The organism is Pelagibacterium xiamenense, from assembly GCF_021166475.1.
Classification (GTDB): Bacteria; Pseudomonadota; Alphaproteobacteria; order Rhizobiales; family Devosiaceae; genus Pelagibacterium; species Pelagibacterium xiamenense.
Genome location: NZ_JAJOYS010000001.1, coordinates 1,514,186 through 1,526,642, shown reverse-complemented (window position 1 = coordinate 1,526,642; position 12,457 = coordinate 1,514,186). Strand labels below are relative to the sequence as shown.

General features: G+C 64.1%; 11 protein-coding genes. 4 read left to right on the top strand and 7 right to left on the bottom strand.

The annotated features are described in order from the left end of the window. Window positions 1-2: 2 nt before the first annotated feature. Genes LSG43_RS07450 through LSG43_RS07435 form a run of 4 tightly spaced genes read right to left on the bottom strand, consistent with a single transcriptional unit; the run spans window position 3 to window position 4,126 of the window. On the bottom strand, window positions 3-845 hold the full coding sequence (locus LSG43_RS07450) for an ABC transporter permease (RefSeq protein WP_231802572.1): 843 nt from the start codon (window positions 843-845) through the stop codon (window positions 3-5). Between the two features lie 2 nt (window positions 846-847). After that, the gene (locus LSG43_RS07445; RefSeq protein WP_231802570.1) at window positions 848-1,720 is read right to left on the bottom strand and encodes an ABC transporter permease; all 873 of its coding nucleotides are present in this window, start codon (window positions 1,718-1,720) and stop codon (window positions 848-850) included. A 57-nt stretch (window positions 1,721-1,777) separates the two neighbouring features. Continuing rightward, entirely contained in the window at window positions 1,778-3,088 is a 1,311-nt protein-coding gene (locus LSG43_RS07440) for an ABC transporter substrate-binding protein (RefSeq protein ID WP_231802568.1), read from the bottom strand. A gap of 60 nt (window positions 3,089-3,148) precedes the next feature. Further along, entirely contained in the window at window positions 3,149-4,126 is a 978-nt protein-coding gene (locus LSG43_RS07435; protein WP_231802566.1) for an ABC transporter ATP-binding protein, read from the bottom strand. Between the two features lie 270 nt (window positions 4,127-4,396). Between LSG43_RS07435 and LSG43_RS07430 the strand changes: the two genes are divergently transcribed. Next, window positions 4,397-5,098 (top strand): GntR family transcriptional regulator, encoded by a 702-nt coding sequence (locus tag LSG43_RS07430; protein ID WP_231802564.1) that lies wholly within the window; start codon window positions 4,397-4,399, stop codon window positions 5,096-5,098. 22 nt (window positions 5,099-5,120) lie between these two features. On the opposite strand, the gene pabB is transcribed toward LSG43_RS07430, so the two are convergent. Continuing rightward, a complete protein-coding gene (pabB, locus tag LSG43_RS07425) occupies window positions 5,121-6,905 on the bottom strand; it encodes an aminodeoxychorismate synthase component I (protein WP_231802562.1) in 1,785 nt (594 codons plus the stop codon). 241 nt (window positions 6,906-7,146) lie between these two features. Here pabB and LSG43_RS07420 point away from each other — a divergent pair, with 241 nt between their 5' ends. Both LSG43_RS07420 and LSG43_RS07415 read left to right on the top strand, forming a co-directional pair. Further along, window positions 7,147-8,409, top strand: a complete 1,263-nt coding sequence (locus tag LSG43_RS07420) for a hypothetical protein (protein WP_231802560.1) — start codon at window positions 7,147-7,149, stop codon at window positions 8,407-8,409. Between the two features lie 113 nt (window positions 8,410-8,522). Then, window positions 8,523-8,750, top strand: a complete 228-nt coding sequence (locus LSG43_RS07415; protein ID WP_231802558.1) for a hypothetical protein — start codon at window positions 8,523-8,525, stop codon at window positions 8,748-8,750. 188 nt (window positions 8,751-8,938) lie between these two features. Here the strand turns inward: LSG43_RS07415 and LSG43_RS07410 are convergent, their stop codons facing one another. Both LSG43_RS07410 and LSG43_RS07405 read right to left on the bottom strand, forming a co-directional pair. Further along, on the bottom strand, window positions 8,939-10,516 hold the full coding sequence (locus LSG43_RS07410) for an ABC transporter substrate-binding protein (protein ID WP_231802556.1): 1,578 nt from the start codon (window positions 10,514-10,516) through the stop codon (window positions 8,939-8,941). Window positions 10,517-10,623: 107 nt separating this feature from the next. Next, window positions 10,624-11,187 (bottom strand): PAS domain S-box protein, encoded by a 564-nt coding sequence (locus LSG43_RS07405; RefSeq protein ID WP_231802554.1) that lies wholly within the window; start codon window positions 11,185-11,187, stop codon window positions 10,624-10,626. A gap of 85 nt (window positions 11,188-11,272) precedes the next feature. On the opposite strand from LSG43_RS07405, the gene LSG43_RS07400 reads away from it, so the two are divergent. After that, window positions 11,273-12,448 carry an acetyl-CoA C-acetyltransferase gene (locus tag LSG43_RS07400; RefSeq protein WP_231802552.1) on the top strand — a complete coding sequence of 392 codons (1,176 nt, stop codon included), beginning with the start codon at window positions 11,273-11,275 and terminating at the stop codon, window positions 12,446-12,448. Window positions 12,449-12,457 lie beyond the last annotated feature (9 nt).

Here is a 12,457-nt window from a genome sequence, read left to right as displayed (position 1 = left end):
GACTAGACCATGCCCTTTCCCGCATCCGAGCCCTGTTTAGCCCGGCGGCGGCCAAAGAGCATGAAGGCGGCCAAAGCGACGCCGATGACGATGAAGGAGAACGCCGTCGTGAGCGTGCCGAGGGCGAAGATGACGGGCGTCGTGACGTTGGTCGTCATGCCGTAGATTTCGAGCGGCAGGGTGTTGTAGCTGCCGGAGGTCAGGAGCGTGCGGGCGAATTCGTCGTAGCTCAAGGTGAAGCCGAAGAGCGCAACGCCGATGAGCGATGGGGCGATAATCGGGAGGACGACAAAGCGGAAGGTCTGCCAGGGCGATGCGCCCAGGTCGCGGGCCGCTTCCTCATAGCTTTTGTCGAAGCGGTTGAAGACGGCGAACATGATGAGCAACCCGAAGGGCAGCGTCCAGGTAAGCTGCGCGCCATAGCCCGAGGTCGCCCAGTGCACCGGGAGGCCGGATTGGCTGAAAATCAGTCCAACGCCCAGAGAGACGAGGATCGAGGGGATCACCAGCGACGCGATGACGAGATAGAAGAGCACGCCCGAGCCGGCGAATTTCTTGCGGAAGGCCAGCCCACCCATGATGGAGACGACGACCGTCGTCACCATGACCATGAGGCCCAGGATGAGGCTGCGCGAAAAGCTGCCCCAGATGTCGCCGACGGCCTGCTGCTGGAAGAGTTCGGCGAACCAGTGCAGCGACACGCCGCGCATGGGGAAGGTGAGTCCGCCGCCCTCGCCCTGGAAGCTCAGGATGCCGATGGTGATCGTGGGGCCATAAAGGAACAGGATGAAGAGCGCGAAGACGGCCGCGAGGATGTAGAAGCTCGAGGGGCGTTTGCCGTCCATAACTAGAGCTCCTTCCTGATGTCGACGAAGCGCAGGAGAATGCCGATGACGATGAGCACGGTGATCAGCAGCACCACCGCGGTCGCCGCGGCGGAGGGGTATTGCAGAAGGGCGATATCGTTGGAAATCAGCCGCCCGACATTTGCCGATTGCGAGCCGGACATGAAGCGCACGGTGATGAAGTCGCCCATGACGAGGGTCACGACGAAGATCGAACCGATGACGATGCCGGGCTTGGTGAGCGGGATGATAACGTTGGTCAGGGTCTGGAAGCCCGTGGCGCCATTGTCGTAGGCGGCTTCGATCAGGCTTTTGTCGATGCGCATCATGGTGTTGAAGATCGGCACCACCATGAAGAGCGTATAAAGGTGCACGAACGCCAGGATCACCGAAAAATCGGAAAAAAGCAGCCATTCGAGGGGTTCGTCGATGACGCCCATGGAGATCAGTGCGGAATTGGCGATGCCGTTGCGGCCCAGGAACGGGATCCACGAGATCATACGGATGATGTTCGAGGTCCAGAACGGGATCGTGCACAGGAGGAAGAGCGCGACCTGCCAGGTCAGGCTCCTGACATGGAATGCGAGGAAGTAGGCGACGGTGAACCCGAGGACCAGTGTGATCGCCCAGGTGACGAGCGCGTATTTGGCGGTGTTGAGGAACACCGCATAGGTGACGCGCGAGGAGAGCAGGAACTCGTAATTGTCGAAGAGGAACGCGGGATAGATCGAAAATTCGGTCGCGCCCCAGAAGCTGACGATGACGATCATGACGATCGGCAGCACCAGAAAGCCCGCGAGCACGAGCGTCAGCGGCGACGCAAGGAACCAGGCAATGGCCGCCTGGGGCAGAGATTTTCGGAGTTGAGCTTGCATGTCCGTTCCGCCGTTGAAGATGGGCGCCCCGCGTACGGGACGCCCTCGCGCTGTGTGTCAGGACGCGATGAATTCGTTCCACTTGCGAACCATGTACTGGTTCTCGTCCATGACGGCATTCCAGCAGGCGACGGACCCCATGCGGTCGTAGAAGGAGCCCCCGTCGCGGATTTCGCCCGCACCGGCCAGCTTGTCGCCGAAGGGGCTCAAGATGTCGTCGGTGGCTTCCTTGCCCTCGAACCAGTAGCCCCATTCGTTCTCGGTCATGTGGTTCTTCGAGGTTTCAGGGACGGCCGAATAATAGCCTTGCCGCATCAGGAAGCCGCCGACCCAGCCGTCGAGGTACCAGTTGATGTATTCGTAGGCCGCGTCGAGCTCGAGGCCTGTGAGGTTCTTGGAAAGCCCGATGCCGCCGCCCCAGGAGCGATAGCCTTCCTTGAGGGGCTGGTAAACGCACGGGATGCCGCGCGACTTGACCGCCGTGATCGCGGGCGACCACATGGACTGGATGACGACTTCGCCCGACGCCATGAGGTTGACGCTCTCGTCGAACGTCTTCCAGAAGCTGCGGAACTGGCCCGCCTGCTTGGCTTCGGTGAAGATGGCGATGGTCTTGTCGATCTCCTCGCGGGTCATGTTGCCCTTGTCGCCATAGGTGATCTCGCCCATCGCCTCGCAGACCATGGCCATGTCCATGATGCCGATCGAGGAGATGTCGAGGATCGAGGCCTTGCCCCTGAATTCGGGGTTCAGCAGCTCTGCCCACGTCTCGATGGGGCGGCCGATGAGGTCTGGCCGTATGCCCAGGGTATCGGCGTTGTAGATCGTCGGAATGAGCGTCATCCAGCCGCTTTCCTCGGCGACGAAATCGGTGCCCCCCGGGCCGGAGGTGAACCCGACCGTGTGCGGCGCGGTGCCCTGGGCGATTTCTGAATCCGGGGTCAGTTTGCCGTCGCGGAAGATGCCGACGATCTTTTCATAGTTGGCGATCCTGGAGGTATCCATCGCCTGCAGGTTGCCGGTGGGCCAGACCTTCTTGCAGATCCAGTATTCGATATCGGCGATGTCGAAGCTCTCGGGCTGGGTGGCGGCGCGCTGGGTCACGGCATCGGAATCGAGCGCCGTCATTTCGAGCGTGAAGCCGAGGTCTTCCTTCACCTTCTGGGCGACCTCGTTGAGGTTGGACACGCCGGTGCCGAACTGGCGGAGCGTGATGTTCTGGATGTTCTGCGCCCAGATGGTGGGGAAGCCGGTGATGGCGCCTGAACCGGCGGCGGCGCCGATCGCGGCGGCACTCCCTTTGAGAAAGCTGCGGCGGTCGACGCCTTTCCGGGTCGATTGGGTGGTCTTGTCGGTTGTTTCAGTCATGTAAGCCTCGCCTTTGGTGATGTGTGTTCGTCTCGCTTCGGGAGCACCTGGACCCTCGTGCTATCCGGCAAGCTGATGTTCGTCGGCGGCGTCCCATGAGAGGGTGACTTCGTCGCCGAGCGAAAGCGGGTCGGAGAAGAATGCGGCGTCGGGGACGAGCGCGGTGAGATCGCCGGCCGCGCCTGCGTCGAGCGCCAGCTTGACGGTGGTGCCGAGATATTCGACCCCCGATAGCCGCGCGCCGAGCCCCGCCTTACCGCGCCCGACGGCGATCCGGTCGGCGCGGACGGCCACCGGGCCGCCGTCCTTTTGAAGGATGTTGTGCCCGCCCATGAAGCGGGCGACGAATTCATTGCGCGGGGCGTCGAAGACGTCTCGGGCCGTGCCTGCCTGCTGGATCGTCGCGTCGTTCATCACGATGACCAGGTCCGCGAGCGCCAGCGCCTCATCCTGACTGTGGGTGACGTGGATGAACGTGATCCCCAGGCGGCGCTGGAAGCCCTTGAGTTCGGATCGCATGCGCTCGCGCAGGAAGGGATCGAGCGCAGAAAGCGGCTCGTCGAGGAGGAGGATCTGGGGGTCGGTGACGAGCGCGCGAGCCAGCGCCACGCGCTGCTGCTGGCCGCCCGAAAGCTGACTGGGCAGCCGGTCGGCGCGGGCGCTCATATCGACGAGTTCGAGCAGCTCCCCTGCCCGCGCCCGGCGCTCAGACTTGCCGACGCCCTTCATCTTGAGACTGAACGCCACGTTGTCGATGACGCTCAGGTGCGGGAAAAGCGCATAGTTCTGGAACATCATCGCGGTGCCGCGCCGGGCGGGCGGTGCGTCGGTGATGTTCTGGCCCGAAAGGACGATGTCGCCCGAGGTGACGGTCTCATGGCCGGCGATCATGCGCAGGGTCGAGGATTTGCCGCAGCCCGAGGGGCCGAGCAGGCAGCAATACGTGCCTTTGGGGACCTTGAGGTCGATCGCGTCGACGGCTGTGGTGTCGCCGTAGCGCTTGGTCAGGGCAGCGAGTTCGAGGTCTCCGGTGGCCATGGCAGTCCTTCGGCATTGCATTCACGAGACTTGGTGCAACAGCCGTGCCAAACCGCGAATGACTCGCGGAACCGCCTTTAACTTACTGTAACAAAATTATTTTTTCCGGCGACACGAAGGCGGGCGGAATGCATAGAATTGTTCGGACTGCCTATCGGTTGCGCACATGCACACGATATAAGCATATTTCGTATACAATAATTGATGTACTTGTATGATCCCCTCGGATGCAATAGGGCTTGAAGCGGACGGATGAAAACGGAGCGGACGATGTCTTCGGGAACGGCAGCAACGATGCACCCCACATCGAGGGGCGCTGCCGTCTATTCGGGGGTTCGCGACGCGATCCTGCGTCACGCCCTGGCACCGGGCACCAAGCTCGCCGAAGACGAACTCGGCGGCATTTACGGGGTCAGCCGGACCATCGTCCGTTCGGCGCTGCAGGGGCTTGCCGCCGACCGCCTCGTCATTCTCGAACCCAATCGCGGTGCGTTCGTTGCCAAACCCTCGACGCGCGAGGCGCGCGAGGTGTTCGAGGCCCGCGCGCTCCTGGAACCCAAGGTCGCAGCCCTGGCGGCGGAGGTCGCCAAACCGGGCGATGCCGCACGCCTGCGCGCGCATCTGGAAGAGGAACACGCAGCAACCCGCGCGGGCAAGGACGGCGAAGCGCTGGTTCTCTCGGCGAAGTTCCATATCGGCATCGCCGAGCTGGCCGGGCACTCGATCTACACCGAGTTCGTCCGCGACCTGTGCTCGCGCTCATCGCTGATCATCGCGCTATACTGGAAACGGCGGGACACAACGTGCGAGAGCCACGCGCATAATGCGCTCGTGGAGGCAATCGCGGGGAACAGGCCGCAGGATGCGGCGGAACTCATGACGAGCCATCTGGTGGATCTGCTCTCGGGGCTCGATCTGTCGCAGAGGCCGCCGGGGAAGACGAGCCTTGCTGAAGCGCTGCGCGGGGCGTGACAGCGGGCGCGAGCCGAGCCGGTCAGCCGCGAACCCACTGCGCCCGCATCAGGCCGCGCACGGAATTGCCCAGGTAGATGGCGGTAGCGCATTCGAGATCGTCGAGGGTAAGCACGGCTTCTTTCGCGCGCCCGGTGGCAAGCAGTTCGGCTCTGAGGGTTCCCGGCAGAATGCCCACTGAAAGCGGCGGCGTCAGCAGCGTGCTACCGCTTTCGACGAAGACAGTCGTGATCGATCCCTCCGCGATCTCGCCGCGCTCGTTGAGGAAGACGACCTCGTCGACGCCGCGCGCGGCGTGGGCGATCTGGCGCGGGGTGTCGTAGAAGGCGCGGTTGGTGGTTTTGTGAGCCTGCCAGAGGTTTTCGGAGTGGAGGCGTTCGGGCGCGATTGCGAAACGGAAAGGCGCCGGTGCATCGGGAGGTGAGGGCAGTTCGGTCGCGGCAAGGTCGAGGCCGTCCGTTTCGTGCAGAGTGAGGCGTACGCGATAGCGGTCGCCGGGTGCGGCCCGCGCCCATTCCTCGATACGCGCGCGCAGGATGGCCTCGTCGAACGGAATCGCAAAATAACGCGCCGAGGTGGACAGGCGGTCGAGGTGGCGGCCGAGCAGGTAAATGCCCTCATCGCGCGTCCACAGCATGGTTTCGATGAGGCAGACGGGCTCGGCCTTGTCGGAAAGGAACTGCATTTTCAGGAGCGCCTCGGCGTATTCGTTTTCGCACTGGCTGTCGGCGACGATGCCGCCGCCGATGCCGATCTCGCCCGCACCGTCCGGGCCGATAACCGCTGTGCGGATGGCAACGTTGAGGCAGAAATCGCCATCGGGAGCAAACCAACCGATCGAGCCGGTGTAAAGGCCGCGCGGCTCGGTTTCGACCGCGTCGATCACTTCCATGGCGCGGATTTTCGGCGCGCCGGTGATCGAGCCGCATGGAAAGAGCCCCGCAATGATGTCGCGCCGCGACAGCCCAGATTTCAGGCGCGCCTCAATCCCCGAGGTCATGGTGTGCAGGTGCCGATAGGTTTCGACCGTGAAGAGGTCCGTGACTTGGACCGAACCCACCTCGGATATGCGCGCCAGATCGTTGCGCAACAGGTCAACGATCATAAGGTTTTCCGCGCGGTTCTTGATGTCGGCAGCGAGTGCCGCGCGACCCGCCGCGTCGTCGGCGAGCGAAAGCCCGCGTTTGGCAGTGCCCTTCATCGGGCGTGCCGCGAGCCTGTCTCCGGTCAGCGACACAAAAAGTTCCGGGGAGCGGGAGAGCACCCAGTGGTCCCCTGCGTGGATCAGCGCGCCATAGGCGCTGGCCTGTTTGCGGCAGAGCGCCCGGTAGAGCGCTACCGGGTCGCCTTCGAGGTCGAAGCCGGCCTTGAACGTCAGATTGACCTGATAGATGTCACCCGCCACGATGAGGTCCTTGCAGCGTTCGAACGCCCGGCGGTAGGCAGCTTCGCTCAGCCGCGGCACGATGTTCCCGGCGCGCCCCTCTCCCGCGTGCGCTGCGAGCCAGGCGTCCGTCTCGCGCGCGTCGAGACGCTGCGGCGCATCGAAAATACCAAGCCACACCAGAGGCGTGCCGCTACGGGCCGGCAGGCGGTCCGCCAAGCGCTCCTCGAATACGAAACCCAGTTCGTAGGCAAAGTATCCTGCGGCCCAGAGCCCCTCGGCGCGCGCTGTTTCCAGCCGGTCCAGCGCCGTGAGCGCTTCCTCCCGCGTATAGGCGCGGACGATCTCGCGGGGCTCGTCGAACAACAGGCTCGCGGCATGCTGGGAAAGCGTGTCGTTGAGCAGAACGGTGCCTGGCCGCATCTGGTTTGCCAATAGGTTTCGCCGCTCGATCGTTGGAAACTCCCCCCGCGGGCCGGGGCGGTCATAGAGCGCTGCTTCTACCGCGGGCGGCCCCGCTCGCCAAGGCCGCAATTGGGTACCGTTTGCGTTAATCCGAAGCGAACAACCGAGGGTCCGAAAGTCACCCGGGTTTTACTATTTGGCGGCAAGGTCCCGGTCGTTTGCAATCTCCGTTAATCGCAGTGCCGGACGCGATGGGGCAATGAGCGTACTTCAACAGGTAAAGGACCTTCTCCAGCGCGAGGAGGCCGCCAAAAAGCAAGCGCCCGTGCGCGTCGCACAGCGGGTTCGGGACGTCCCGGAACATGCCGGCGCGGCCGCGCACGAACTGACGGCGCTGGCGGGTGCGGTTTGCGTATTGGAGCTATCGGGCCTCGCAGAGCGCGAGGACGCCGACCGGCTCGGCGACATCGCCCTTTCGGTCATCGAATGGCACATCTCGGACGCCGGCCGCGTGCTCACGCAAGGCGCGTTGCGCTATTCGGTCCACTTTCGGGATCTCGACGCCGAGCGCGCGAACATAAAGCTCGAACAGATCGGCGATGCGCTTCGGGTCCGGCTCCTCGAGGCCACGGGCGACGCTATCGACGTCCGGGTCAGCAGTCTCGCGGCGGCGCCGAAGGCCGCCGACAAGCCGGGTTCGGTGAACGACTATGTCGCGACCCTGTTCAGCGAGCTCGAAGCGCGGCAACTCGCGCTCGCCCAGGAACACGAGGGCAAGCTGCGCGCCGTGCGCAAGGACGCCGCCTCGCTCTTCGTACCGGCCTGGAACACGGCGAACGAGAAAACCGACATCAATCGTTGCGTTCTGGATTTTTCGCTCCGGTCGGCGGCGATCAAACAGATCCGGTCCGCCATCGACGACGCAGAATTGCAGGCGATCTGCGCCGATTATGACCTCATGGCGCTCAAGAAAGGGCTGCTGGGCGTCTATAACGCGAAACGCCAGCGCTACGCGCCCGACATCATGGTCCCGGTCACGGCCTTCACGCTGACCGATGCACAGCGGCGCGCGCATTACATCGAGCAGATCAAAAACGCGCCCGAGGCCTACCGCCAATCGCTCATCGTGGAAATCGCCGAGCCGGACGGCCAGCCCGCGCCGGGGGCGTTGGCCGACGCGATCGCGGCGCTTTCGGCGGTTCTCAAGCGCGTGGTGGTCGGGGTGGGACACGACCGGGCGTTGCTGCGGCAGGCGCTCCAGGCGCAGGTCTGGGGCGTTTCGGTCGAGCTTGGTTCATCGCGCAAGCTTACGCGGGAGCACGATTTCTGGCTCAAGGGTATCGGCGGCGTGTGCGGCCAGGCCGGGCTCGTCGGCATCGCCCATGGCGTGACGACAATCGCGGTCGCCAACCGGGCGATGGATTACGGGTTCCGCTATCTCGACGGCAGCGCCGTTCATATGGCGCAGAGCCAGGTCCGCCCCGCAACGCGGCTGAACCCGTTCCCGACGCGTGCGCGGTAACCGCCTGGGCACCGGCCACATTTAAGGCACCCCCCTGCCCGCTTCCCACCAAAACACCGCCGCACTCGCCGCGCAGCATGTTCCGAAACGAAGCCCTTGTCCGGAGTACGGTCATGCATGACGTGGAAGTTGTCGATCTTCGCTATCACCCCGATAGCGCCACTGTGTCGTTCACAGCAAAAGTCACCAGTATCGAAGGTACGACGACGGTATCGTCCTTCGCCCGCACAGCTCCAAGCGTTAATGGCGTGGGGGAGATTCATCGGCTCATCGAGCACAGGATCGCCGAAGTCCTCGAGCGCCCGGCCCCCTCAGGCAGGCTCTACCGCCCGGCGAGCTGACGGCGCACGCACGTTTGCGAAAATCGATGAACCCCTGGACGCCTTTGTCCGTTGTACAGGGACGGACCGGTAAAGCTCGCTTTGCCGCCGTAGAGCCGCTTGCCGACGTTTGCCCCCAAGCGTCCGGCGAGCGGCTCACTTGTCTTGGGTACCGCCCGGCCACCACCCTCTCGCGGCGGCGCGACGGCCTATTGTCCGCCGTCCACGGTAACCCAGCGCAGCATGAAGAAATTGTCCGGCCGCTGGGTGAGGTCGATGCCGTCCCGGGCCGCCCAGACGAGAGGCTCCTGATACAGCGGGACGTATGCGACCTCGTCCTGCAGGATGGCCGCGACTTCGTCGAGCATGGCCTGCCGGGCCTCCGGGTCCAGTTCGCTCTGGATCTGCGGCAGCAATTCGTCGACACGCGCGTTCGAATAGCCGCCGAAATTCCACGTCCCTAGCGTTTCGGTCGGCGTATGCGCGAGGAACCGGATGGGGTGCTCGGCGTCGAAGGTTCCGGGCGACCAGCCCAGAAGGTACATGTCGTAATTGCCGGCGCGCAGTTCGGTCCAGTAGTTGGCGACGGGGATCGCTTCGAGTTGGGCGTCGATGCCGACCTGTCCGAGCATGCCCACAATCGCCTGGCACACGTCGGAATCGTTGAGGTAGCGATCGTTCGTGCATTTGAAGTTGAACGCAAAACCATCGGCGTAGCCCGCCTCGGCGAGCAGTTCGCGCGCCAGATCGGGATTGAACTCGGGACGCGCGGCGTTTTCCTCCGAATATCCGGAAAGTCCCGCGGGCTGCAGCTGGCTTGCCGGTTCGGCCATGCCGTCCATCAAAACCTGGTCGATCGCATCCACGTTGATCGCATGGGCGACGGCCTCGCGGACGTTCATGTCGCGGAAGGGGTTGCCCTCGACATCGCCGGAGCCGCCATAAAGCGTGTCCTTGTTGTGTCCGAACCCAAGCATGATGACGCGCGCTTCAAGCCCTTCGAAAACGGTAATGCCGTCCTGGGTGCGCAAGCGCTCGACATCCTGAACCGGCACGGTCGCGAGCATGTCGACCTCGCCCGAAAGCAGGGCGGCGAGCGCGGTTGCGGGATTTACGATGGGGTTGAATACCGCCTCGGTGATGTTGTGTTCGGGGGTATCCCACCAGTCGGGATTGGGCGTGAGGCGGATTTCGACACCCGGCTCGCGCGCTTGCAGAATGAACGGGCCGGTTCCGTTGGTTTCGAGTGTGGCGGTCGTTTGCTCGTCGCGCGCGGGCATTGTGGCGTTATTGGCCTCGGCCCAGCCACGATCCAGGATCATCCAGTTGGCGATGCTGTCGGGAAAGATCGGATTGGGCGCGTTGAGGACGAAATCGACCGTGTAGTCGTCGACGACCCGAACCTCGCTCACGGGGGCAAACCAGGATTTGACGTCGGACTGTTCGGATATCCCGCGCTCGTAGGAGAACAGGACGTCGTCGGCGGTGAACGCGGCGCCGTCGTGGAATGTCACACCCTCCCGAAGGAAGAAGCGCCAACCGTCCTCGCCTTCAAGCGGTTCCCAGCCGGTGGCGAGCGAAGGCTCGATGGCCATGTCCTTGCCGCGGCGCACGAGCCCCTCGTAGATATTGTTGAGGAAGGACGTTACCGGTGCGAGGTTCGCCGCGTGCGGGTCCATCGTCTGCGGATCGGTGGTCGCCGACCAGCGGAAGGTCTCCGCATGCGCACCGCCGGCCAGGGCGGCACCCGCGACGGCGGCCAAAGCGAGGTTCAGGATTTTGGACATGACTTTCCTCCCGGCATTGCCAAGAACCCGAGCTTTGCAGAGCGCGCCGTGGGCGGCAAGGGCGATCTCGGAAAGGTGTCCGGACTGTCCTGCCGCCCGTTCGCAGACTACGGCGCCGGATGGCCGGTAAACCACGCGACCATTTCCGCGGTGTTGCTCACGCCCAGCATGCGCATCAGTCTGAGGCGATGCGTATCGATGCTGCGGCGTGAGAGCCCGAGTTCACCGGCAATCACCGCGCTTGTCTTGCCCTGTGAAATCAGCGACAGGATCTGGCGCTGCCGGTCGGTGAGCGCATAATGCGCTTCGAGCACCGGCCGTGTCATAGCGTCGAAGCAATAGATCGCTTCGGAAAACGGGTCCGCTTCGATCATCGAGCGCCCGCGCACGTGACACCAGAACTCGGACCCGTCGCGCCGGCGCATGATGCGCTCGTCGGTATAGCTGCGCCCGCCGGAGAAATTGGCGCGCCAGAGGTCGCCGACCATCACGAAATCCGCAAGCCGTGGATAAAGGATGTTGAAGCTCTGGCCGGCGAGTTCCTCGGCCTCATAGCCGAATAGCGCGGCGAATGCGGGATTGACCTCGCGGATGATGCGGTGCGTGGCGAAGACCATCGGTACGGGCATTGCTTCGAGCGAGAAGCGGCGGGGCGGATCGGGTGCGGACATGACGTATAAATACGTCTTTCTGTGACGCTCCCGCAAGCGATACCTTGCACTTGACGCGCGTGATCCAAGCGCCGGGAGGACCTGAATGACCACCGATATTCATATCGTCGCAGCCATGCGTACGCCTATTGGCGTTCTTGGCGGCGGGCTGGCGTCGTTGCCGGCGCATGCGTTGGGCACCACAGCGATTGCCGCGGCCCTCGAGGCCGCCCGGGTCGCGCCCGATGCCGTCGAGGAAACCATAATGGGGCAGGTGCTTACCGCCGGGGCCGGCCAGAACCCGGCGCGGCAGGCGGCACGGGGCGCAGGCATTCCCGACAAGAGCACGGCCTTCGGGGTCAACCAGGTCTGCGGAGCGGGGCTCAGGGCCGTTGCGCTTGGCTATCAGCAAATTCTCTGCGGCGACGCGGAGGTGGTCGTCGCGGGCGGGCAGGAATCCATGAGCCAGGCGCCCCATGTCGCGATGCTGCGCGCGGGCAAGAAGCTCGGCGACATCAATTTCGTCGATACGGTCATGCGCGACGGGCTGATGGATGCGTTTTACGGCTACCCCATGGGCGTTACGGCGGAAAACGTCGCCCGGCAGTGCGATGTAACCCGCGACGCGCAGGATGCATTCGCGCTCGCCTCGCACCAGAAGGCATCGGCAGCCACGCGGGAGGGCCGATTTGCCGAGCAGATCGTGCCGGTCACCATCAAGACCCGGAAGGGCGAGACGGTGATCTCGGAGGATGAACTCATCCGCCACGACGCCACGCTCGAGGCCTTGGCAAGGCTCAAGCCCTCCTTTGAGGCAGACGGTACGGTGACGGCGGGCAATGCCTCGGGTATAAACGACGGTGCCGCCGCACTTGTCCTGATGTCGGACGCCGCGCTCAAGTCACACAACGCCTCCCCCATGGCGCGCGTCGTCTCGTGGGCGACGACCGGGCTCGATCCGGCCGTCATGGGCCTTGGCCCCATCGCAGCGTCGCGCAAGGCGCTTGAAAAGGCCGGTTGGTCCGCCTCGAGCATCGATCTTTGGGAAGCCAATGAAGCTTTCGCGGCGCAAAGCCTCGCCATCATGGGCGATCTCGGAATCGATCCCGACCGCGTCAATGTCAATGGCGGCGCCATCGCGATGGGGCATCCCATCGGCGCTTCGGGCGCGCGGGTTTTGACGACCCTCGTTCACGAAATGGCCAGGCGTGATGTCAAGCGCGGGGTTGCCACACTCTGCATCGGGGGCGGCATGGGCATCGCCATGTGCATCGAGCGCTGAGGGGAAGAC